Raw genomic sequence first — 22337 nt, forward strand, 5'->3', positions numbered from 1 at the left:
CGCCGTGTCGTTGCTAATCGTCGGCAACAATCTGCTGGGCAAGGTTGTCGACCACCACAGGACTCTCGAAATAGGTGACGATCGGATCGGCGCCATATTTCTCCCGTGCGCGGGCGCGCCACGCATCGGTGTACAGCGCCTCAGCCTCCACTCTCGAGTTCCAGAAATAGATGCCGCCGGCCGTCATCCCGTCCTCGGACAGCACATAGGTCTTTCGGAACAGCCCCAGAATGCCGCGATAGATCGGCGCGGTACTCAGGAAGATGCCGCGAGCTTCCTCGCGCGTGATCGGCTTCGGCAGCTTGAACGTCGTGACAGCGGTAATCATCCGGATCTCCTGCAGCATCATCCTTGACACGATTGTCAATATTGACATTAATGTCAAGAATGAATCGATGGAGCGAGCCGCATGGTGGGCGTGCGTCAGTTTGACGAAGACGAGATGATCGCAACCGCGCTCGACGTGTTCTGGCGCAAGGGCCTGCACGATGCGACCATGCAGGACCTCGCGGCCGCGACCGGCGTCCAGCGCGGCAGCCTCTACAACGCCTATGGCGACAAGGAAGCGATCTTCCTGCGCGCCTTCGATCAGTATGCCGCGCAATTCCTGGACGCGGCCAGCAGCGCGCTGGCGCAGGGCGATACCTCAGCGAGACTGAGGGACTTCTTTGACATGATCATCGTCAACATGACCGACGGCACGCCGCAGCGGGGCTGCCTGACCACGCGCACCGCGCTCGACGCGGCCATTTCGAGCCCGGATGTGCGCCAGCGCGTGCAGGACGTGCTCACCCGGCTTGAGCAGCTGGTCGGCAAGGCCATCAGCGCGACGCCGAACAGGCGCAGCACGGCCGATGCAAACCGGCTGGCGCGCGTCATCGTGACGTTCACGCGCGGGCTCGCCGTGATGGAGCGCGCCGGATACAGCCGCAAGCAGTTGAGGGAATCCGCCACCACATTCATCGATGCCGTGATTGGCGGCGCCTGAGGCGGCGTCCCTGTCCCGGCGACGGCGTCATCGTAAGGGAGAAACCAGCATGCAGGAACGGAACGGCGGCTGCCTGTGCGGCGCGGTGCGTTACACGCTCAAGAGCGAACCGCGGAGCATCGCGATATGTCATTGCACACATTGCCAGCGGCAAAGCGGCAGCCTGTTTTCGTTCAACCTCGTGATCCGCGAAGCCGACTACCAGCAGTCGGGCGAGACCGTGGTGTTCGTCGACAAGGGCGACAGCGGCCATCCGGTCCATCGTCATTTCTGCGGGCGCTGCGGGTCCCCTCTGCTTGCGAAGACTGCATTGATGCCCGGCAAGGTCGTAGTGAAAGCCGGCACGCTCGACAGCATGGAGGGATTGCAGCCGCAAGCCGAGATCTATACCGATCGCGCCGTCGCATGGCTCGCGCCGATCTCCGGCGCTGCGCGCTTTGCCCGGAACGTGTGACCGGACGCGCCGGTCACGGACGCAGCGGGAAACGATTCAGCCTGGCCAGGGTTGCCTCCGTTCCGATTGCATCGGAACGGAGCTCTCGATTTTGCCTTGACGCGTTTTCTTCACGCGAACGGTACTTCGCTCGAAAACGCTCCGGCGATCATTGACCGGCCGGCAATTCAGCGTAGTTGCCGTCCTTGTCACGGCGGTACACGACGTAGTCGATCAGGCTGATGTCACCCTTCGGCGTGTAGCTGATCTTGCCGAGCACGGTATCCCAGCTTCCGGCCTTGATGGCCGCCGCGACCTTCTTGGCGTCGGTGGTCTGGGCACGGGCCGCGGCCTGGCTCCAGATCTGGAACGCGGCATAGCTGTAGAGCGTGTAGCCGTCGGGATCGATGCCCTTGTCCTTGAACTTCTTCAAGGTCGCGGCCGCGGTCGCCTTCTTGCGCGGGTCGGGCGAGAAGGTGAACAGCGAGCCTTCGGCAAGCGGACCTGCGATCGCGGCGAACTGCTTGTCGACCAGGGCGTCGCCGCCCATCAGTACAGCATTGACGCCCTGCTCGCGCATCTGGCGCAGGATCAACGCAGCCTCGGCATAATAGCCGCCGACATAGACGAAATCGATCGACTCCTTCTTGAAGCGGGATACCAGAGCGGCAAAATCCTTGTCGCCCTTGGTATAGGCCTCATAAAGCTTTTCCTTCACCCCCGCGGCGTTGATGGCGTTCTTCGTTTCGTCGGCAAGGCCTTTGCCGTAGGTCGTCTTGTCGTGGATGATCGCTACGTTCTTGGTCTTGTAGTTCTTGATAATGTAGGCGGCCGCAACCGTGCCCTGCTGGTCATCCCGGCCGCAGACACGGAACGTGTTCCACAGCCCGCGCTCGGTGAATTGCGGATTGGTCGAGCCCGGCGTGATCTGCAGCACATTGCCCTCGGCATAGGCGTCCGACGCAGGGATCGAGGTCGATGAGCAGAAATGCCCAACGACGAACGGAATCCTCGCGCCTGCCATCTTCTCGGCAACCGACACCGCCTGCTTCGGATCGCAGGCATCGTCGCCGACCTCCAGCTTCAGCTTCTTGCCAAGCACGCCACCCGCCGCATTGATGTCGGCAATCGCAAGATCAGCACCGTTCTTGAACTGCTGGCCAAAGCTCGCCTCGGAGCCCGTCATCGGCCCGACCACGGCAACACTGATATCCTGTGCCATGGCGGCGCCGGACAAGGCCAGGCTCGCGCCGAGCGCAAGAAAATATCCTCGAAGTGCAAACTTCATCACATTCTCCTCGATGGTCTCAAGTCGCCTCAATGCATCGCAGTCGACGAATCCGCCGATTGCAACGATCACCGGGGGGCTGCCTTTTAAGCGCGAGACGATTGGCAGGCTCGGACTCGGGCGACGGGGATTGGACATATGCGACATCGGGCAACAATGTGAAACACGTTGTCGTGCATTGGCGTCTGGAATCGCCCGCAGCGGACGTGATTGGGCGGCGATGTTGTGTGCGCGACAGCACACAGGCTGGCGGAGAGCGCTGTTTGCGACGTCGCCCCGAGATCGACCAGATGCCGGACGACGGCGCCGCGCAGCTCGGGCGTCGCGAGCTGGTAGCTGTCGTCAAGCTCCCTGATGTAGAGCGCCAGCAGACGCATCGCCTCGGTGTTCGCGGGCGACGGCCGGATCAGCATGTCCTCGGGATCGCGGACCAGCGATGCGAGCGCCTTGCGCGGCAGCCTGAGACCGACGAAACGGCTCGGCGAGACCGGGACCACCATGTTCCCGGCCTCCGCGCTCGACCGCAGCACGGCCTGCCCCGGGCCGAGCTCAACGTCGCGGCCGCGCGATCTTGAGGTTGCTGCACGCCCAGGATCCGATCCCGAGCCCAGGCAACTCGCGCACATTGGCTTCGGCATGGAACGCGCCTACGCTCGGCGGCTCCGGATCGAGCTTCACGATCATCGGCCCGATCTGCTCGCGAAAGATCGGCAAGCGGTCGCGCTCGCCGAATTCCGCGGTCGAGAACCGAAACCCGGCGATATCCGGCGACTGCATCGTCATCGGCTGATCCTCATCGCGGCGGGAGGTCGCCGCTGATATGCGGCCGATTTGTGGCAGCATGACACCGCTCGAGTGCACGGGACCGTGCTTACGCGTCGGCACTTACACGGATTATAATTGACCGACCGGACGGTCAATAGTAATCCAAGCGCAAGTCACGTAACCTTCGGCCGCCAGAAGCCGCAACGGGAGGTCATCATGGTCAGCGATTTGGTGTTGACCGATATCCGCGCCGGATATCGCGTCGTGACGCTCAACGCCTTTCTCGAAAAGCGCGCGACGCGCTTTGTCGGACGAGCCAAAGCTCGAACGTTCGAATTGAACATTCCGCCGTCAAGGCGAGACGCATCATTGATCACAAGTCAGAAGGTCCAATTGCGATGACACAGCCTCAATCCAGTGGTGCACGGACGGCAGACAACGTCATGAAGCTCGACAACTTCGTGCGCGGAAAATGGTCCGGCCCGGGCGAACCGGCAGCCGAGATTCACAGTGCCGTCACCGGCGACGTGGTGGCGGTCACGACCAGGAGCGATCTCGACATGCGCGAGATCCTCGCCTATGGCCGCGCGATCGGCGGCAAACATCTCAGAAAACTGACGTTCCACCAGCGCGCGGGCCTACTGAAGGCGCTGGCCGACTATCTGACCCAGCACAAGGACCGGCTCTACAAACTGTCATTCCATGCAGGCGCAACCCGCACCGATGCAATGATCGACGTCGACGGCGGCATCGGCACGTTGTTCGCCTATGCCGGCAAGGGCCGCCGTGAGCTTCCGAACAGCAAATTCCTGCTCGACGGCAATGTCGAGGGGCTCTCCAAGGGTGGCGCATTCGCCGGTCAGCATATCGTGACGCCGCTGCACGGCGTCGCCGTGCACATCAACGCATTCAACTTCCCGTGCTGGGGCATGCTGGAGAAGCTGGCGCCGGCGCTGCTGGCCGGCGTGCCCGTCGTGACCAAGCCCGCGACGGTCACCTCCTATGTCGCCCACGAGCTGGTCCGGATCATCACCGAATCCGGCGCGCTGCCCGAAGGCGTGCTGCAATTCATCATCGGATCGACCGGCGACTTGTTCGACCATCTGACCTGCCAGGACGTGGTGTCCTTCACAGGCTCGGCCGACACGTCGCAAAATCTGCAGCGGCATCCGGTCATCGCGCGCGAAGCGGTCAGGTTCATCGCCGAACGGGATTCGCTGAACGCCGCAATCCTCGCTCCGGACGCCGTACCGGGCAGTCCGGAGTTCGACCTCTTCGTCAAGGAAGTGGCGAAGGAGATGACGGTCAAGGCGGGGCAGAAATGCACCGCGATTCGCCGCGCGCTGGTGCCGTCAGCGCAGCTCGACGCCGTGATCACGGCGCTGCGCGACCGCCTGGCCAAGGTCACGATCGGCAATCCCGAAAACGACAAGGTCAGGATGGGGCCGCTGGTCGGGCTCGGCCAGCGGAGCGATGTGCTTGCCCATGTCGCGAAGCTTCGCACCGAAGCCGAACTGGTGGCCGGCGATCCCGGCGACTTCGCGCTGCTCGATGCCGACGCGACGCGCGGCGCTTTCATTCCGCCGCTGCTGCTGCATTGCGCCAAGCCGCTCGCCGCATCCGCGGTCCACGAGATCGAGGCGTTCGGGCCTGTCAGCACCGTGATGGGTTACGACGACCTGGAGCAGGCGATCGCGCTGACCAATCGCGGCGGCGGCAGCCTCGTCGCATCCATCTACACGCACGACATCCCGGCCGCGACCGAACTGGCATTTGGCATCGGCAGTTTTCACGGCCGTGTCGCGATCATCGACCGCGACTGCGCGAGCGAGCACACCGGACACGGTTCGCCGATGCCGCAGATGGTTCACGGCGGCCCCGGCCGGGCCGGCGGCGGCGAGGAACTGGGCGGCGTCCGCAGCCTCCAGCACTACATGCAGCGCACCGCGTTGCAGGGCTCGCCGACGATGCTGAGCGGCGTCACCGGCCGCTGGTTCAAGGGCAGCCCGATGCTCGAAGGCGACCTGCACCCGTTCCGCTATCACTATGACGATCTCGAGATCGGCCGCACGCTGGTCTCGAAGGCACGGCAGATCACGCTCGACGACATCGAGCACTTCGCGCATTTCACGGGCGACACCTTCTACGCCCATATGGACGAGGAAGCGACCAAGGGGCATCCGTTCTTCCCGGGCCGCGTCGCGCATGGCTACCTGCTGCTGTCGTTTGCGGCCGGCCTGTTCGTCGATCCCGACTATGGGCCGGTGCTGGCGAATTACGGCCTCGACTCGCTGCGCTTCGTCAAACCCGTCCAGCCCGGCGAACAGATCCAGGTGCGGCTGACCGCGAAGGAGAAGATGCCGCGCAACAAGCAATATGGCGAGGTACGCTGGGACGTCGAGATCACGACCGGCACCGGCGAAACCGCGGCGACCTACGAGCTGCTGACCATGAACGCGATGCGGGGTTAAGAGGCGCGTCAAAGCAACTCGGCCTGCCGGCTGCGGCCGGCCGATTTCGCCTTGCCGCGCGGCCGGGTGGCGGCGGCCGCGGCATCGTCGGCGCCGGCCAGCACGAGCTGCGCGACGAAACCGGCATATTCGGCGCGGGTCATCGGCCCGCCCTCGCGGAACCACATGTAATGCCAGTTCAACATGCCGAAGACGCTCATCGTCAGCGGCTTGAGCACGCGCTTCTGCTTCGCCGCCGGCACGGCGGCAGCGAGTGCATCCGACATGATCCCGACCAGGATCCGCTCGCTTGCGAGCAGCGGCTGCTGCTTATCCTTCGGCAACAGCTTGAGACTTGAGATCTGGACCTGATGTTCGGCATCGGCATGCCGGTAGAGCTCGAGTAGGGTCGCAACGATCGTCCTGAAGCGTGCGGCCGGATCGCCGGCCTGTGCGCTCGCCTTGCGGAGTGCCGCCAGCAGTTTCGCGAGATGCGACGACAGGATATCGAACAGGATCGCTTCCTTGTCGGGATAATAATGATAGAGCAGAGCCTTCGAAACACCGCAGGCATCGGCGATGGTGTTCATCGACGTGCCGACATATCCCGATGCGGCAAACAGCTCGGCCGAGCGATGCAGCATCGAGAGGCGCTTGTCGTCATAGTCCTTGGCGCGCGATCGGGCCATGTCTTGTCCGTTCCACCAGGCGGCCGTTCGGCCATCGTCCAGAGATGTCAGTCAATAGTCGCAAGGTTCCGGGACCACAGCCCCGGCGCCTCCGAACTGCTATTTATTGACCATCCGGTCGGACAATTCCATAAGCCCGGCGATCGGGCAACATTGCCCGGAATGAATTTTCCTGGCGCAGCGTCGCGAGAGCATCTCTCTGCTGCAAATCGCCTCGTCATGCGCGTCTGATTGCAAAGTTCGCGGCGCCGCCGAGTTTCGCGCGCGTCCCGAACAGGAGCGTGTTATCGTTCATCGAACGGCTCGGAATGCGAAGGAGGCTCTGGGTGCGGACATCCTCTTGGCTCCACGTCCTTCGTCGCGCGGCCCGTCGGCTGAAGAGATGGCAGCGGCGATTAGCGCGCGCTGCCAACCCCGACGGCAAGGACATGCACGAACTCTTTCTGTTTGGTCCTCACGGCTGATCGCTCGTTGCCGCGACGCATGCCCAATCGAGACCGCGGCAGATGTGATCCATCGCCACGCTGACGTCAGTCTGCCTACGCCGCACATGTCGAGCGGCAGGATCACGCACAGAGCGATAGCATGACAGCTCCTCGAGCGCGTCACGTCATCATCATCGTCGGCGGCGGCGCGAGCGGCGTCCTGCTGGCACATCAGTTGCTGCGTCAATCGGCGGACGATGTCCGGGTCAGCCTGATCGAGCAGGGCCCCGATATCGGGCGCGGCATCGCCTATCATACCGGCAATCCGGATCATCTGCTCAATGTACGGTCGCCAATATGAGCGCGCTGCCCGATCAGCCGGATCATTTCTGGCACTGGCTGATCTCGCGCGGGGCGGACGCGACGCTCTGCCCTGATCCCTATTGCTTCGTGCCGCGGCGCATCTTTGGCGACTACATTGCCAGTCTGCTCGAGCAACAGGCGTCCGATCAGGCCGACATCCAACGCCTGTCGATCGTGCACGGCAGATGCATCGCGATCCGCGAACGGCGAGGCGACGTCACCGCCAGCCTCGACGACGGCCGGCAGCTGATCGGCGACATCGTCGTTCTCGCAACCGGGCACGATCCACGCGCGAACAGTCCGGGACATGCCGGTCCCTGGGCGGTACCGTCTGTCGCTGCGATCGCCGACGACGCGACCGTCCTGATCCTCGGCACGGGGCTGACGATGGTCGATTACGTGCTGTCGTTGCTCCGCGACGGGCATCGCGGGCCGATCGTTGCGATGTCGCGCCGGGGCCTTCTCGCGAAACCGCACCGCCGGGTCGACGCCGTGCGCATCGAGGAGGCGGAGGTCCCCTTCGGCTCCGGAATCGGCAGCCTGCTTCGCTGGCTTCGCGGCCGCATCGACCGGCACATCGCAGCGGGCGGCGACTGGCGCAGCGTGATCGAGGGCTTCGCCCCCCACACCCAGCGGCTGTGGCGTGAGCTCCCGCTTTCGTCCAAGCGCCGGTTCCTCGAACACGCACGTGCCTGGTGGGACGTACCGGCACCGGATGGCGCCGCAAGTGGAGGTCCGGATCACTGAAGCAATCTATGGAGGCCGGCTCACCCCGATAGCCGCAAAGCTGATCTCGGCCGAGCCCGACCGGACAGGCGCGATCGTCAGTTACCGGCGGCGCGGCGAGAGCAGGCTCCGTCGCATGCACGTCGGCGCCATCGTCGACTGCACCGGCATCGTCAAGGATCCACGCGCAACCGCCAATCCCGCGGTGCGCAGCCTGCTCGAGCTTGGCCTGGCGCGCGTCGATCCGCTCCGCATCGGCATCGAAACCGATCGCAACTGCGCGATCATCGGTCACGAGCGTCCCATCGCGCCGCCTCTATGCCGTCGGCCCGCTCACGCGTGCCGCATTCTGGGAAATCAGTGCAATTCCCGATATCCGCAACCAGTGCACCGAGCTTGCCGCTCTGCTGGTTCGCTCAGACGAGGAGCGGCGACTCGCACCCCTCGCGCGCGTCTAGAGCTTCGGCTCTGATCAATCAGAACCGAAACTGCAGCCTCTTGTTTTGACGCGCTTTCTTCACGCGAACCGGTGTCGACTTCAACGCCCTAGCTGCCGAAGCCGGCCGGAATGAACGCCGGCAGCTTCTCCTCGATGAAGTGCTTGACCTCGGGCGAGTTGAAGACCTGGATGAAGGCCTTCAGGCGCGGATCGTCCTTCTTGTCCGGCCGCGCGGTAAAGCGCAGCACGAGACCATCATCGACCGTGCGGTCGATCACCAGCGCCGATTTCGGATCACCGCCGGCCGGTATCAGATAGGTGATATTAACGAGCGCAAGCGAGACGTCGTCGAGCGACCGGTAGGTCTGCGCCGGATCGAGCTCGACGATCTTCAGGTTCTTGGGATTTTCGATGATATCAAACCGGCTCACCGAAAAACCCTTGCCCGGCGCCAGCTTGATCAGTCCGGCGCGTTCGAGCAGGATCAAGCCACGCGCGCCGTTGAGCGGCTCGTTCGGGATCGCAACGCTGTCGCCGGACTTGATCTCGTCGAGCGACTTGATCTTCTTCGAGAACAGCCCGACGGGCGCGATCACGCCGACCTTGTCGACCTGGATCAGGTTGAAACCGCGCTGCTTGTTCTGGATCGCGAGATAGGTGGCGTGCTGGAACAGGTTAGCGTCGACATCGCCGCTGTTCACCACCTCGTTCAACGCGACCCAGTCCGACAACTCGACGATCTTGACGTCCTGCCCCTTGTCCTTGGCGAGCTTGGCGGCAAAGGCAGCCAGCTGACCAACCGGGCCGGCGCTGGTCGCGATCTTGAGAGGTTCGTCCGCAACGGCGGCCGCAGTCATGGCAAGCAGCACGCCAGCTGCCTGCGCCAGGCGCAACAATGTCTTCATGGTCTCGGTTTCAACTCCGTCTTCAGGGATCGATCAGGCCGCCTTGCGGCCGCTGCTTCCCGCCTCAGCCTCGTCCAACGCCTGGGTGAGGTCGGCGAGGATGTCGTCGGGATGCTCGATGCCGACCGAAAGCCTGATGTAGCCGGGCGTCACGCCTGCCGCGAGTTGCTCCGCGGCGCTCAACTGCTGATGGGTGGTCGACGCCGGATGGATCGCCAGCGAGCGCGCATCGCCGATATTGGCGACGTGATAGAATAGTTTCAGCGCATCGATGAAACGACGGCCGGCCTCGACGCCCCCTTTCAGCTCGAAGCCGACCAGCCCGCCATAGCCGCCCTTCAGATAGAGGTCGGCGCGGCGCCGGTCCTCCCCGCTCTGCAGTCCGGGGAAGATCACATGCGAAACGGTGGGATGCCGTGCCAGGAAATTCGCGACCTTGATTGCGTTCTCGTTGTGCTGACGCAGCCGCAGCGGCAAGGTCTCGAGTCCCTGGATGAACTGAAATGCGTTCTGGGGAGCGACCGCAGCGCCGAGATCGCGCAGCAGCTTCACGCGTGCGCGCAGGATGTAGGCGATCGGGCCAAGCGGCTTGGCGGCTTCTGTCCAGATCGCGCCGTGATAAGCATCGTCCGGCTGCGTCAGCAACGGGAAGCGTTCGGCGTGCGCCGCCCAGTCGAAATTGCCGCCATCGATGATCGCCCCGCCGATCGATGTGCCGTGGCCGCCGATATACTTTGTCGCGGAATAGACGACGATCGCTGCGCCATGCTCAAACGGGCGCGCAATGAGCGGGACGGCGGTGTTGTCGAGAATGAGCGGCACGCCGAGCGAACGGCCGATATCCGCGACTTCCCTGATCGGGAACACGTTGAGCTTGGGGTTTGGCAGCGTCTCGGCGAAGTAGGCCCGGGTCTTCGCATCGGTCGCGCGGCGGAAGTTTTCCGGATCGGCCGGATCGACGAAGCGAACCTCGATGCCGAACTGCTTCAGCGTCTGCGACAGCAGCGTCAACGTGCCGCCGTACAGATCGGTCGCTGAGACGATATTGTCGCCGGCTTGCGCGATGTTGAAGATCGCGTAAGCCGTCGCCGACTGGCCCGACGCTACGGCCAGAGCGCCAACGCCGCCTTCCAGCGCGGCCAAGCGCTCCTCGAACACGTCAGCCGTCGGGTTCTTGATCCTGGTGTAGATCTGTCCGATCGCCTCCAGGGCGAACAGCCGCGATGCGTGATCGGTATTCTCGAATTGAAAGGACGTCGTTTGGTAGATCGGAACAGCCACGGCGCCGGTCGCCGGGTCGGATCGGTACGATCCGCCATGCAAGGCGAGCGTCTCGACATTCTTGGTTTCGATCGGCATTTCGAAATCTCCTGAAATCCGTGGACCCAGCATCAAAAGGCAGAGAATGATGCGCAGCAGCGTCCGCGACTGTCGAGACATCGGAGAAAATAGCGATGAGCGTGCTGGCGGCGCGTCTGATGGCGTCACTAATTTTTCAGCCGCTGCGCCTATCGCGTAACATTTGTTTCACTGCGCCGCCGTGTTGAACGGATCAGCGGAGTTGGTGAGCCATCAGCTGATCGAGCCTGCAAATCAATACGCAATGTCGCGCAGGCCGTCATTTCGAACAGCACCACGACGTTGAACAAACGAATCTCTGCTGCGCCCGATCGAAGATGGAGCACGATTTTGATCCTGTCTTTGCGAATAGAAAATAAAGCCGCGCAGCGGTCGTGATAAATCACCTCTCAGTCCTCAATTGGGGGAATCGCGCGATGACCAGACCGAAGGAACTTCGTTTCAACGCGTTCAACATGATGGCGCCGAGCCACAACTGGGCCGGCCTCTGGTCGCATCCGCGCGACACTTCACTTAACTACAACTCGCTGGACTATTGGGTTGACTACGCCAGAACAGCCGAACGCGGCCTGCTCGACGGCATCTTCCTCGCCGACGTCTTTGGCATCTATGACGTCTACGGCGGCAGTCCTGAGACGGCGCTGCGTCACGCCGTTCAATTGCCGAACGCCGAGCCGACCCTGCTCGTCTCCGCCATGGCTTATGCAACGAAGCATCTCGGCTTTGGCATCACGTCCAACCTCACCTACGAGCATCCCTACCAGTTCGCCCGCCGCTTCTCGACGCTCGACCACCTCACCGGCGGGCGGATCGGCTGGAACATCGTCACCGGCTATCTCGACAGCGGCGCCCGCGGAATGGGTCTTGAGGCCAACCGCGCGCATGATGAACGCTACGAGGCGGCCGAGGAATTCCTCACCGCGGCCTACAAGTTGTGGGAAGGCAGCTGGGAGGACAGCGCGGTCCGCCGTGACCGGACAGCGCGCGTGTTCACTGATCCGGCAAGGATCCACAATGTGCGGCACCAGGGACTTCATTACCGGGTCGACGGCATCCACCTCGCCGAACCCTCGCCACAGCGCACGCCCCTGCTCTATCAGGCGGGCACCTCGAAGCGCGGCCGCGCCTTCGCGGCGAGGCACGCGGAGGCGATCTTCCTCAACGGCCAGACCAAGCCCATTCTAGCCCGCGCCGTACGCGAGATCAGGGAGGCGGCCAAGGCGTTCGGACGCGATCCCTATGATATCCGCCTGTTCGCCGGCGCGACCGTGATCGTTGCCCCGACGCGCGCGGAGGCCAACGATCTGCTCGAGGAGTACGCAGGGTATGTCGATCAAGCCGGCCAGCTGGCTCTGCTCTCGGGCTGGACCGGCATCGATTTCTCGAACTATCGCCCCGACCAGGCGGTGCAATATGTCGAGAGCAACGCGATCCAGTCGATGGTCGAGAATTTCACGTTGCGGAGCGACCGGCCGGTCAAGGTCGGCGATCTCGCGACGCTGAGCCGGGTCGGCGCACGCTCGCCATTCGTGGTCGGCTCACCCCAGGACGTGGCGGACGAGCTGATCGCCTGGGTCAACGAAACCGACGTCGACGGCTTCAACCTGTTCCGCCTCGTCACGCCGGAATCGCTGACGTCATTCGTCGATCTCGTCGTGCCGGAATTGCAGTCACGCGGGGTCTACAAGACAGCCTATCGCGAAGGCACGCTTCGCGAGAAGCTGTTCCCCGGACGCGGACCCTATCTTGACGCCACGCATCCCGGCGCCGGCTTCCGCCGCGCCTCGCCGGCAGCGCGCACCGATGCCGCTGAATAGATCAGCCTGGAAACCTCCTGGCGATGGGCGATGAACGCCCGTCACCAGGTTGCGATGTAGGTGCCCTTGAAGCGCTTCTCGAGGAACGCCTTGACCTCTTCGGAATGGTAGGCGTCGATCAACTGCTTGACCCAGGGCTTGCCCTTGTCCGCTTCGCGCACGGCAACGATGTTGACCCACGGGCCATCGGCCGCCTCGCGAGCAATGGCATCGGTGGCGGGATTGAGCCCGGCCTGAACCGCATAATTGTTGTTGATCGAGACCAGGTCGACATCTTGCAGTGAACGCGGCAGTTGTGCGGCATCAAGCTCGACGAAGCGCAGATGCTTCGGATTGTCGGTGATGTCGGCAACAGTCGACGCGACGTTGTTGGGATCCTTGAGCTTGATCACGCCGTGCAGCGCAAGGATCATCAGGCCGCGCGCGCCATTGGAAGGATCGTTGGCGATCGCCACCCGCCCGCCATCCGGAAGATCGGCCAGCTTCTTGTATTTCAGCGAGTAGACACCCTGTGGTGACGCAATCGTGTTGGCGACCTTGACGATTTTCCAACCGGTCTTCGATATCTGGTTCTTCAAATAGGGCTCGTGCTGGAATGAATTGGCCTCGAGATCCCCGAGCGCGAGCGCCTGGTTCGGGATCACGTAGTCCGTGAATTCGACCACCTTGATGTCGAACCCATGGCCCGCAGCCACCTTCCTGACGATCTCCAGGATCTCGGCATGTGGTCCGGCCGTGACGCCGACCCGGATCGTCTCGGCCCTCGCGGTGCCGACCAAGAGTGCTACCGCGGCAACCGCCATCATCAGGATACGCATCATCTTCCCTCGACAATTGGATCGGTAACTACCAGCTCGGTAGCACCGCGCCCTTGAACTTGGTCTGGACGAATTCCTTGATCTCGGGCGTGTGGTAGCTATCGACCAGGATCTTGACCCACGGCTTGTCCTTGTCGGCAGCGCGAACCGCGATCAGATTGACGTATGGCCCCTTCGGATCCTCGCGCAGGATCGGATCCTTGACCGGATCGAGACCGGCCTGCGTCGCATAGTTCGTGTTGATGACTGCCGCATCGACATCGTCGAGCGCGCGGGGCGCCTGGGCTGCGTCGACCTCGACGAATTTCAGCTTCCTGGGATTATCGGTGATGTCGATGACGGTCGGCTTGAAACCGACGTCGCTCTTCAGCTTGATCGCGCCCTTGTCGCGCAGCAGCAGCAGGGCCCGGCCGCCATTGGTCGGATCATTTGGAATTGAGACCTTGGCGCCCTCAGGAAGATCGGCCCAGCTCTTGTGCTTGCGTGAATAGACACCGATCGGAAAATTGACCGTCAGTCCCACCTGCTCGATCTTGTAGCCGCGATCGGCTTTCTGGTTGTCCAGATAAGGCTGGTTCTGAAAGGAGTTGGCCTGGATGTCTCCGGCGTCGAGCGCCGCGTTCGGAACGACATAGTCGGAGAATTCGATGAGCTGAAGTTCGAGCCCGCTCTTGGCCGCGATCGGTTTCACGGCCTCGAGGATTTGGGCATGCGGCCCGGGCGTCACGCCGATCTTGATCGTTTCTGCCGCGGCGGCGGTCGACCAGATCGCAACAACGCCTGCAAGAGCGAAAATCGATCGAAGCAACATCTTGGTCTCCATGGAACTGAACTCGCTATGAAGCTCATCGCCCGCGCCGGGGACGAAATCAATGAAATGAGAATCCAAATTTTTCCCCATAACGAGTCGCCGCTGCTGTAGCCGCGATGAAAAGAGAATGGAGCCGGCCGGGCATCTTGGCGCAGCGAGCGACTTATCTGCTGATGCCGGCTGCAACGCGCAGGCCAAAAATACTTTTCTCGCGGACTTCGCTTGCAGAGAAAATTGCACTCGTTCGGACGACTTCTCCGCGATTGCCTCCGGCGCACCGATTGCACACAAATGGCAAAAGATCGAACCGGCTCAGGACAACCTGCCATGCCCATCTTTGCCCGCCCCATCCCTCAAGCGCAGGCCGCATCATCGGCGACTGCGATGTCGCGCCGTCTTGCTGTCGCCGCCATCGGGCTGCTTGCGATGACCTCGCTGGTTCGGCCTGCGGCCGCCGAGGAAATCCGGATCGGCTACCAGAAATCGTCGACGCTGACCGCGATCCTGAAGACCAACGGCGCGCTGGAGAAGGCGTTGGCGCCGCTCGGTATCACCGTGTCGTGGCACGAGTTCACCAGCGGCCTGCCGCTGCTCGAGGCCATCAATGTCGGCAGCATCGATTTCGGAGCCGACGTCGCCGACACCGTGCCGATCTTCGCCCAGGCCGCCGGCGCCAAGCTCGCTTACGTCGCCGAGGAAGCCGCTTCTCCATCGGCGCAGGCGATTCTGGTGCCGAAGGATTCCGCGATCAAAGCGCCGGCCGATCTCAAGGGCAAGAAGGTCGCGGTGACAAAGGGCGCGGGCAGCCACTTCCTGCTGCTGGCGGTGCTCGCCAAGGCCGGACTGTCCTTCAAGGACATCACGCCGGCCTATCTGACGCCGGCCGATGGCCGCGCGGCATTCGTCAGCGGCAATGTCGACGCCTGGGTCGCCTGGGATCCGTTCTTCAGCAGCGCGCAACGCCAGTCCGGCGCGCGCATCCTGACCGACGGCAGCGGCGGGCTCGCAAGCTACAAGCGCTACTATCTCGCGTCGGCCGCGTTCGCCGAAAAGCGGACCGATGCACTGAATGTGATCTTTGCCAGGCTGGTCGAAACCGGCACCTGGGTCAAAGCCAATCCGAACGTGGCAGCGGCGCTGCTCGCCGGCCTGTGGGGCATCGACGCCGCCACGGTGGAGGAGGCCAACAGCCACCGCTCCTACAAGGTCGGCGTAGTCACCCCGGCCGGCCTTTCCGAGCAGCAGCGGATCGCCGATACCTTCACGTCCGAAGGTCTGCTGCCACGCAAGGTCGATACCGGCGACGTCAAGATCTGGGCGCCGAAGGGATCGTGACGGCGCCGCCTCTTTAGCGATGGCGCAGGCGGCGGTTGACGCGGCGCGCTAGATAGTCGCCGGCGGTCTGCACGGTCTGAACCAGCGCGATCAAAACGACGACGACCGCCAGCATCATTTCGGGCATGAAGCGCTGATAGCCATAGCGAATGCCGAGGTCGCCGAGGCCGCCGCCTCCGACGGCCCCAACCATTGCGGAATAGCCGAGCAGGCTGACCACCGCGAGTGTCAAGGCCAGCACCAGGCCCGGCAACGCCTCCGGGATCAAGACCTTGAACACGATCTGCAGCGGGCTCGCGCCAAACGAAGATGCTGTCTCGATCAGACCAGCATCGACCTCGCGGATCGCCGCCTCGACCAGACGGGCAATGAACGGCGTCGCCGCGATGGTGAGCGGCACGATTGCCGCGCCCGATCCGATCGAGGTGCCGGCAATCAGCCGCGTGAAAGGAATGATCGCAACGACCAGGATGATGAACGGCGTCGAGCGGGTCGCATTGACGATCACGCCGAGCAGGCCATTGGCTGACGGCGCGGCGAACAGCTCCCCTTTCCGGCTGGTCGCCAGGAAGACGCCAAGCGGAAGGCCCAGCGTGGTCGCAACCAGCGCGGCCACCGAGACCATGAAAAGGCTCTCGCCCGTGGCCTGAACGATCAGGTTGATGAGTTCACGCGACATGGCCGAGACGCTCCGCCAGAATGTCATGCTGAGAAAGATAGGCGAGGGCCTGCCTGGCCGCGGCTTCACCGCCGGGAATGCCGAGGATCAGCGAGCCCACGTGCCGGCTGCCGATCTCGTCGATGCGGGCCGACAGCAGCGCCACGTCATGGGACAGTTCGCGCGCAAGCCGTGCCACCACGGTGTCGCCGGCTTCGGTACCGCGCACCTGCACGCGAAGGACCGCCTGCCCGCCGGCAACCGGCTGTGGCGAAAGGCGGCTCGCCAGCGAGACCGGAACACTGTCCCCGATCACCTCGGAAAGGAACGCCTGCGTGACCGGATGCCGGGGATGCGTGAAGATTTCCGCGACATGGCCGCGTTCGACGACCTGGCCGCCGTCGATCACCGCGACTTCCTTGGCGAGCTGGCGGACCACCGACATCTCGTGGGTGATCAGCACGATCGTGACCCCGAGCTCGCGATTAATGTTGGCCAGCAGGTCCAGAATCGCGCGCGTGGTCTGCGGATCGAGCGCCGACGTCGCCTCGTCGGACAACAGCACATTCGGCCGCGTCGCCAGCGCGCGCGCGATGCCGATGCGCTGTTTCTGGCCGCCGGACAATTCGGAGGGATAGCGATCGTACTTGTCGGCAATGCCGACGAGCTCGAGCAGCTCGGCCACACGGACGGCGATGTCGGCCCTGGACCAGCCGGCGATCTCGAGCGGCAGGGCGATATTGTCCGCCGCCGTCCGCGACGACAGCAGGTTGAAGTGCTGGAAGATCATGCCGATCGAGCGCTGCGCCAGGCGCAGCTCGCGACCGGCAAGCGCCGAGATCTCACTGTTATCGACGACGACGCGGCCGCTCGACGGCTTCTCAAGCCCGTTGATGAGGCGGACGAGGCTCGATTTGCCAGCGCCGGAGCGGCCGATCACGCCGGTGATCGAGCCGCGCGGGATCGCGAAGTCGATCGCCTGCAAGGCATGCACGCTCGGCTTGTCGCGATAGGCCGGATAGACCTTCGAGACGGCCTCGAAGCGGATCATGGCATCGCTCGCGCCTGATGCGAGCGGGATGGGCGGCAGCGGCGCAACAGCCTGCGCCGTCGTCAGGGATTGATGTACATTCATTCAGTCGATCCAATTAGGAAATGGCTTCGGTCGCCGGGCGCAGCCCGGGCTCAATGACCAAAGAGCAGATAGCTGCGGTCGATGCCGCGGAGACCGCGCGTCTCGTCGGTCCAGCCGACCGCGCGGCGGTAGCTGCCCAACGCGGCAGTCTGCCGCAACGCGACCACGTCGGTCGGGCGAGGCTCCTCCGCATAAGGCGACACGTAAAGCGCGTCCTCGGGACAATACAATTCGCAGAGGAAACAGGTCTGGCAATCGCCCTGACGGGCGATCACCGGGATCCCCTCCGTCTTGTCGAAGACATTGGTGGGGCAGACGTTCACGCAAATGTCGCAGGACGTGCAGCGCTCGGCGTCGATCACCTCGATCATTCCGCGGCCTCTGAGTAGCTGGCATCGGCATGCGGCCGCACCGTGGTCCAGACCTCGTCCAAGCCGCCGCTCGTCACGTAATGGCATTGGCGGTCGTCTTGATAGGGATAGTCGTCGCGGCGATGCATGCCGCGGCTTTCGTTCCGCGCCAGCGCGCTGCGGTACATCCAGCGCGACGTCGCCAGCATGGCCGCGCTCTCGCGGGCACGCAGCAGATCGTCCTTGCTCGCCGCATCGGCCGATGATGCATCGACCCACGCCGCATCCAGCCGCTCGAGGGCGCTTTCGAGACGCGAGGCGTGCCGGAAGTAGTTCAGCTCATACGGGTAGACCTCGTCCTGGACCGCTTTTGTCAGCGTGGCGGGCTCAAACGCGCGACCCGCCTTGCTTCGGAACGCGACGGTGCCGGCGGACGCCAGTCGTCGCTGACGTGCTGGGCCCAGCTGCCTTGCATAGCCGGCAGCGCCCCATCCGGCCCAGGTCCCCGATGACATCGCCCAGGCGGCGTTGTGGCTGCCGCCGCCGGTGAAGCCGCCGCAGATCAATTCGCGCGTCGCTGCGTCACCGGCGGCATAGAGTCCCGGCACGCTGGTGGCGCAGCTGTCGTCGACAATGCGAAGGCCGCCGGTGCCGCGCACGGTGCCTTCGAGCCGCAAGGTGACGGAAAAACGCTCCCTGAAGGGGTCGATGCCGGTGCGATCGAACGGCAGGAAGAAATTCGGCTGCGACGCGCGCATGTGACGCTGCACGTCGTCGTCGGCCTTGTCGAGCCGCGCATAGACCGGCCCCTGAAGCAACGCGCGCGCAATCGCCGATCGCCCGCCCTTGGATGCCGCACCGGGAACGACGCTGCCGTCCTCGTAGCTGAAGGTCGCCCAGCCATAAAACAGCGTCTTGGTCACGGAGCCGAACGCCGGCGAGATCGCATAAGGATTCGAGAATTCCATGCTGCTGAACTCGGCCCCGACCTCCGCGGCCATCAGATAGCCGTCTCCGGTCAGCACATTCGATCCCAGCGTCTTGCTCAGGAACGCGCAGCCACCGGTCGCGATGACGACGGCCTTGGCGCGCACGATCCAGCGATCGTGCTTCTGGCGGCGCACGCCGCTGGCTCCCGCAACCGAGCCGTCGTCATCCACCAGCAGTTCGAGCGCCGGACTGTGATCAAGAATGGTGACGCCGGCCTGCTTGGTGCGCTTGCGCATCAAGCGCATGTATTCCGGCCCCTGCAGCGAGTTGCGCTGCGACGTGCCGGTGTCGTCGACCGGGTAAGGGTAACCCCAGGCGGCCAGACGATTGCTGTCCTCGTAGGTCTGGTCGAGCACGCGCGCCATCCAGCGGCGATCCTGCAGGTGCCCGCCCATCTTTTCGCGATTGGCCATCGCGGCCTCGCGCAGCGCCGGCTTGGGATCGACATACCAGACGCCGGTGCCGGCAGCCGCGGTGGCACCCGACGTGCCGCAAAATCCCTTGTCGGCGAGCACGACGCGAGCGCCGCGCTCGGCGGCGCTCACCGCGGCCCACGTGCCCGCCGGTCCGCCGCCGATCACCAGCACATCAGCGTCGAATTCGACCGAGCCGCCTGGCGCGGTTCGCTGTTCGGCGCGTCGCTCGTGGACTGTCATGGTTCAGTGCTCCGGGCGGCACCAATTGCTTGCAACGCGCCGCAACAGCATCGTTGCGCGCGCAGGCTGCTCTGGCAATTTCAGATATTTGCGCAGACTTGGACGAAGCTTCCCCTGCCGCGGCACGTGGCAGAATATTCATGCGGCGGCGGAGAGGACGTTCCGTTCATCGCAGGAGATCGACACCGGATTTGTCCGCAGATCACGCAGCGGAGACGGATATTTCTTTTTGCATGCACGCGCCGGCCGTTCGTTTTCATGTGGCCTGACAGGCGGTACTTCGTGAGTCGTTTCACCTCACTGCGTGGCAGCCATGTCCGATCGTCAGCTTCACCTCAATGTCAACCTGCTGCACTCCGGCGTCTATGCGTCGGCGTGGCGCCTGCCCGAAAGCGATCCTCGCGCCTGCTTCGACGTCGGCCATTATGTGCGCGTGGCTGAGATCGCCGAGCGCGGCAAGCTCGATGCGATCTTCCTTGCCGACACACCGGCGATCACCGACCGCATCGACTACCGCTCCTTCATGTCGATGGAACCGACGATCGTGCTGGCGTCGGTGGCCGCGGCGACCAGCCATGTCGGGCTGATCGCGACCGCCTCGACCACCTACAACGAGCCCTACAACATCGCGCGCCGCTTCGCGACCCTGGATCTCGCGAGCGGCGGCCGCGCCGGCTGGAATGCGGTGACCACTGCCGACACGTCGGCCAGCCGAAATTTCGGCCTCAGCAACGTGCTGGAGCACAAGGCCCGCTACGAGCGCGCCAAGGAGTTCGCCGAGGTCGTCCATGCACTGTGGGACAGTTGGGAGGACGACGCCTTTGTCGGCGACAAGTCCTCGGCGCGATTTGTCGATACGTCGAAGGTTCATCCGATCGCGCATCGCGGAGCCCATTACGCCGTGGCCGGTCCACTCAACGTGCCACGTTCGCCCCAGGGCCGTCCGGTGACCGTGCAGGCCGGCGGCTCGAGCGACGGGCGTGACCTCGCTGCCGCGCAGGCCGAAGCCGTGTTCACGCTGGCGCAGACGATCGAGGAAGGCGTCGCCTATGCGCGCGATCTGCGCGCCCGCGCCGCGACCTACGGCCGCGCCGGCGACTCCATCGTCATCCTGCCGGGCCTTGCCACAGTGATCGGCAGCACCGAAGCCGAGGCGAAACGGCGGCAGGATGAGCTGTGGGAGCTGGTTCCGATCGAGTACAGCCTGGCGCGTCTCGCGGGCACATTGCAGGTCGATCCTGCGATCCTTGAGCTCGACAAGCCGCTACCCGATCCGCTGCCGCTGCCGGCCAACGCCAACCACACCATGTTCCAGGGCACGGTGAACCTTGCCCGCCGCGGCAACCTCACCGTCCGGCAGTTGTTGCGCGCGCTCGGCGGCGGGGTCGGACACCGCATCATCGTCGGTACGCCCGAGCAGATCGCCGACGACATCGAGGCCTGGTTCAAGGCTGGCGCGGCCGACGGATTCAATCTGATGCCGGACGTGCTGCCGACGGGACTCGAGGTCTTCGTCGACAGCGTGGTGCCTATCCTGCAGCGCCGCGGTCTATTCCGAACCGATTATGCCGGCACCACCTTGCGTGAGCATTTTGGCTTGCCTCGGCCGATCAGCCGCTTTGCACGTCGGACGGAAGCCGCCGCAACCGCGTGACGCAGTTACCGCGAGCTCGCCAGCAGTGCTGGGGTGTCATTCGCAACAGATGACGCTTCGCGGACGCGCGGGATGATCTCCTTCGCAAAGCGCTCCATCTCGGCCTCGAAAGGCTGGAACTGCAGCATGAATAACTCGATGCCTGCGGCATGGAACGCCCCGATCCTGGCGGCCACGTCATCATAGCTGCCGACCAGACCGGCAGCGGTGCCGCCGTTGCTGCCGACCCGCTCCGACTTCTGCATGGTCTGCATCATCACGACCTTCGGGTCGGTGTTCTGTCGCTGGATCGCCTTCATCGAGGCGTCCTTCCGCGACAGCTCAAGCAGCCGCTCATAGGCGGCCTGGGCCTCGGCCTGCGTCTGGCGCGCGATGACGAAGGCGGACAGCCCGAAGCGAAGCGGCGCCGACGTCCGCGGCCGCGCCGCCACGTCGGCAATGAGGCCCGCAACATCCTCGAGCGGCTGACCGTTGATGAACCAGACGTCGCCGCGGTCGGCGACCAAAGCGCGCGCCGGCTCGGACTCGCCGCCGACATAGATCAATGGTCGCGGTCGGTAGAGGCTCGACGGCCGCAACAGATAATCGCGGACATCGAAATGCTCGCCCTTGTAGGTCAACCGCTCGCCCTGCATCAGGCGCGAGACAATCGTGATCCACTCGCGGCCATAGGCGTAACGGGCATCATGCTCGGCAAAGCCGATACCGGCCTTGTCGAGTTCGGGCCGGTTCCAGGCATTGACCAGGTTGATCGCGAAGCGTCCGCGGCTGATGTTCTCGATCCCGAGCGCGAGCTTGGCGAGAACCACCGGATGATAGAGATAGGGCTTGATGGCCGCGATGATCTCGATCCGGCTGGTCAATGCCGCAACGGCCGCCGCCGCGCTCCAGGCCTCGAGCTGATCGAAATCCTCCTGATGCGGATTGATGGTGTGCTGCGCGATCAGCGTGGAATCGTAGCCCAATGCCTCGGCGGCAAGCACGAGGTCGCGATTGCGCTCCCACGATGCGTCATACGGCTCTTCTGGATCCTGATAGGCCGCGCGCGAACCATGGACCAGCGCCCAGATGCCAAAGCGAAGCGGTCGTGTCGACATGCCGTCTCTCCGATTTCCCTGACGTTACGTCGGTGTGTTTTCAAAGAAGCACGGCGACAGATCAAGCAGCGGCGCATCAAAAGATTTTCCTTGCCGCGCCGCGCGCGCCGATAAACCAGAAAACTCCGGACGTAGCGACAATTGGAATACGGCTCTATTTCTGTTCGAGAAAATTCGTGGGACAGT

At 63.9% G+C, this 22337-nt stretch carries 23 protein-coding genes and 1 pseudogene; 9 read left to right on the top strand and 15 right to left on the bottom strand.

Translation table 11 applies throughout. From position 1 onward, the window contains the following. Positions 1-13 precede the first annotated feature (13 nt). Positions 14-328, bottom strand: coding sequence for a hypothetical protein (locus tag ACVWY5_RS30880; RefSeq protein WP_028333335.1), 315 nt, complete (start codon positions 326-328; stop codon positions 14-16). An 81-nt stretch (positions 329-409) separates the two neighbouring features. Between ACVWY5_RS30880 and ACVWY5_RS30885 the strand changes: the two genes are divergently transcribed. Together ACVWY5_RS30885 and ACVWY5_RS30890 are read left to right on the top strand one after the other, a co-directional pair. Continuing rightward, a complete protein-coding gene (locus ACVWY5_RS30885; protein WP_028333336.1) occupies positions 410-988 on the top strand; it encodes a TetR/AcrR family transcriptional regulator in 579 nt (192 codons plus the stop codon). A gap of 49 nt (positions 989-1037) precedes the next feature. Further along, positions 1038-1442 (top strand): GFA family protein, encoded by a 405-nt coding sequence (locus ACVWY5_RS30890; protein WP_028333337.1) that lies wholly within the window; start codon positions 1038-1040, stop codon positions 1440-1442. Positions 1443-1590: 148 nt separating this feature from the next. Here the strand turns inward: ACVWY5_RS30890 and ACVWY5_RS30895 are convergent, their stop codons facing one another. The 3 genes from ACVWY5_RS30895 to ACVWY5_RS30905 form a co-directional block, all read right to left on the bottom strand. Next, complete coding sequence (locus ACVWY5_RS30895) at positions 1591-2709, bottom strand: branched-chain amino acid ABC transporter substrate-binding protein (RefSeq protein ID WP_028333338.1); 1119 nt, start codon at positions 2707-2709, stop codon at positions 1591-1593. Between the two features lie 86 nt (positions 2710-2795). Then, positions 2796-3347, bottom strand: coding sequence for an AraC-like ligand-binding domain-containing protein (locus tag ACVWY5_RS30900; RefSeq protein WP_080667015.1), 552 nt, complete (start codon positions 3345-3347; stop codon positions 2796-2798). Beyond that, positions 3259-3552: a hypothetical protein gene (locus ACVWY5_RS30905; protein ID WP_198400064.1), complete on the bottom strand. Its 294-nt coding sequence runs from the start codon at positions 3550-3552 to the stop codon at positions 3259-3261. Before ACVWY5_RS30905 ends, ACVWY5_RS30900 begins: the two co-directional genes overlap by 89 nt. 57 nt (positions 3553-3609) lie before the next feature. On the opposite strand from ACVWY5_RS30905, the gene ACVWY5_RS30910 reads away from it, so the two are divergent. Together ACVWY5_RS30910 and paaZ are read left to right on the top strand one after the other, a co-directional pair. Then, complete coding sequence (locus ACVWY5_RS30910; RefSeq protein ID WP_157340657.1) at positions 3610-3876, top strand: hypothetical protein; 267 nt, start codon at positions 3610-3612, stop codon at positions 3874-3876. A gap of 41 nt (positions 3877-3917) precedes the next feature. Next, complete coding sequence (gene paaZ / locus ACVWY5_RS30915; protein ID WP_028333341.1) at positions 3918-5945, top strand: phenylacetic acid degradation bifunctional protein PaaZ; 2028 nt, start codon at positions 3918-3920, stop codon at positions 5943-5945. Between the two features lie 8 nt (positions 5946-5953). Here paaZ and ACVWY5_RS30920 read toward each other — a convergent pair whose 3' ends face one another. Beyond that, entirely contained in the window at positions 5954-6613 is a 660-nt protein-coding gene (locus tag ACVWY5_RS30920; RefSeq protein WP_028333342.1) for a TetR/AcrR family transcriptional regulator, read from the bottom strand. 585 nt (positions 6614-7198) lie between these two features. On the opposite strand from ACVWY5_RS30920, the pseudogene ACVWY5_RS30925 reads away from it, so the two are divergent. Next, positions 7199-8148 (top strand): annotated as a pseudogene (locus ACVWY5_RS30925) (FAD/NAD(P)-binding protein). Beyond that, on the top strand, positions 8129-8599 hold the full coding sequence (locus ACVWY5_RS30930) for a hypothetical protein (protein ID WP_321176710.1): 471 nt from the start codon (positions 8129-8131) through the stop codon (positions 8597-8599). Before ACVWY5_RS30925 ends, ACVWY5_RS30930 begins: the two are co-directional and overlap by 20 nt. Positions 8600-8673: 74 nt before the next feature. Here ACVWY5_RS30930 and ACVWY5_RS30935 read toward each other — a convergent pair whose 3' ends face one another. From ACVWY5_RS30935 to ACVWY5_RS30945, 3 genes are all read right to left on the bottom strand, one after another. Further along, on the bottom strand, positions 8674-9471 hold the full coding sequence (locus ACVWY5_RS30935; protein WP_028333343.1) for a MetQ/NlpA family ABC transporter substrate-binding protein: 798 nt from the start codon (positions 9469-9471) through the stop codon (positions 8674-8676). A 33-nt stretch (positions 9472-9504) separates the two neighbouring features. Beyond that, positions 9505-10830: a PLP-dependent transferase gene (locus tag ACVWY5_RS30940; RefSeq protein ID WP_028333344.1), complete on the bottom strand. Its 1326-nt coding sequence runs from the start codon at positions 10828-10830 to the stop codon at positions 9505-9507. Positions 10831-10979: 149 nt separating this feature from the next. Continuing rightward, a complete protein-coding gene (locus tag ACVWY5_RS30945) occupies positions 10980-11216 on the bottom strand; it encodes a hypothetical protein (RefSeq protein ID WP_321176709.1) in 237 nt (78 codons plus the stop codon). 30 nt (positions 11217-11246) lie between these two features. Here ACVWY5_RS30945 and ACVWY5_RS30950 point away from each other — a divergent pair, with 30 nt between their 5' ends. After that, positions 11247-12647, top strand: coding sequence for an LLM class flavin-dependent oxidoreductase (locus ACVWY5_RS30950; RefSeq protein WP_028333345.1), 1401 nt, complete (start codon positions 11247-11249; stop codon positions 12645-12647). A 41-nt stretch (positions 12648-12688) separates the two neighbouring features. Here ACVWY5_RS30950 and ACVWY5_RS30955 read toward each other — a convergent pair whose 3' ends face one another. Then, positions 12689-13465, bottom strand: a complete 777-nt coding sequence (locus ACVWY5_RS30955; protein WP_028333346.1) for a MetQ/NlpA family ABC transporter substrate-binding protein — start codon at positions 13463-13465, stop codon at positions 12689-12691. Between the two features lie 28 nt (positions 13466-13493). Next, positions 13494-14288, bottom strand: coding sequence for a MetQ/NlpA family ABC transporter substrate-binding protein (locus ACVWY5_RS30960; RefSeq protein ID WP_028333347.1), 795 nt, complete (start codon positions 14286-14288; stop codon positions 13494-13496). Positions 14289-14660: 372 nt separating this feature from the next. On the opposite strand from ACVWY5_RS30960, the gene ACVWY5_RS30965 reads away from it, so the two are divergent. Beyond that, complete coding sequence (locus ACVWY5_RS30965; protein WP_431017559.1) at positions 14661-15611, top strand: aliphatic sulfonate ABC transporter substrate-binding protein; 951 nt, start codon at positions 14661-14663, stop codon at positions 15609-15611. 13 nt (positions 15612-15624) lie between these two features. Here the strand turns inward: ACVWY5_RS30965 and ACVWY5_RS30970 are convergent, their stop codons facing one another. The 4 genes from ACVWY5_RS30970 to ACVWY5_RS30985 are packed head-to-tail and all read right to left on the bottom strand — an operon-like array spanning position 15625 to position 19400. Then, positions 15625-16290 (bottom strand): methionine ABC transporter permease, encoded by a 666-nt coding sequence (locus tag ACVWY5_RS30970; protein WP_028333349.1) that lies wholly within the window; start codon positions 16288-16290, stop codon positions 15625-15627. Then, a complete protein-coding gene (locus tag ACVWY5_RS30975) occupies positions 16280-17404 on the bottom strand; it encodes a methionine ABC transporter ATP-binding protein (protein WP_028333350.1) in 1125 nt (374 codons plus the stop codon). Before ACVWY5_RS30975 ends, ACVWY5_RS30970 begins: the two co-directional genes overlap by 11 nt. 50 nt (positions 17405-17454) lie before the next feature. Further along, positions 17455-17775, bottom strand: a complete 321-nt coding sequence (locus ACVWY5_RS30980) for a 4Fe-4S dicluster domain-containing protein (protein ID WP_028333351.1) — start codon at positions 17773-17775, stop codon at positions 17455-17457. Next, a complete protein-coding gene (locus ACVWY5_RS30985) occupies positions 17772-19400 on the bottom strand; it encodes an FAD-dependent oxidoreductase (RefSeq protein WP_028333352.1) in 1629 nt (542 codons plus the stop codon). The genes ACVWY5_RS30980 and ACVWY5_RS30985 overlap by 4 nt, the downstream gene beginning before the upstream one ends. A gap of 313 nt (positions 19401-19713) precedes the next feature. On the opposite strand from ACVWY5_RS30985, the gene ACVWY5_RS30990 reads away from it, so the two are divergent. Beyond that, a complete protein-coding gene (locus tag ACVWY5_RS30990) occupies positions 19714-21054 on the top strand; it encodes an LLM class flavin-dependent oxidoreductase (RefSeq protein ID WP_028333353.1) in 1341 nt (446 codons plus the stop codon). Between the two features lie 5 nt (positions 21055-21059). Here ACVWY5_RS30990 and ACVWY5_RS30995 read toward each other — a convergent pair whose 3' ends face one another. After that, the gene (locus ACVWY5_RS30995) at positions 21060-22151 is read right to left on the bottom strand and encodes an LLM class flavin-dependent oxidoreductase (RefSeq protein ID WP_028333354.1); all 1092 of its coding nucleotides are present in this window, start codon (positions 22149-22151) and stop codon (positions 21060-21062) included. Between the last annotated feature and the right edge of the window lie 186 nt (positions 22152-22337).

It is taken from the genome of Bradyrhizobium sp. USDA 3256, from assembly GCF_054058275.1.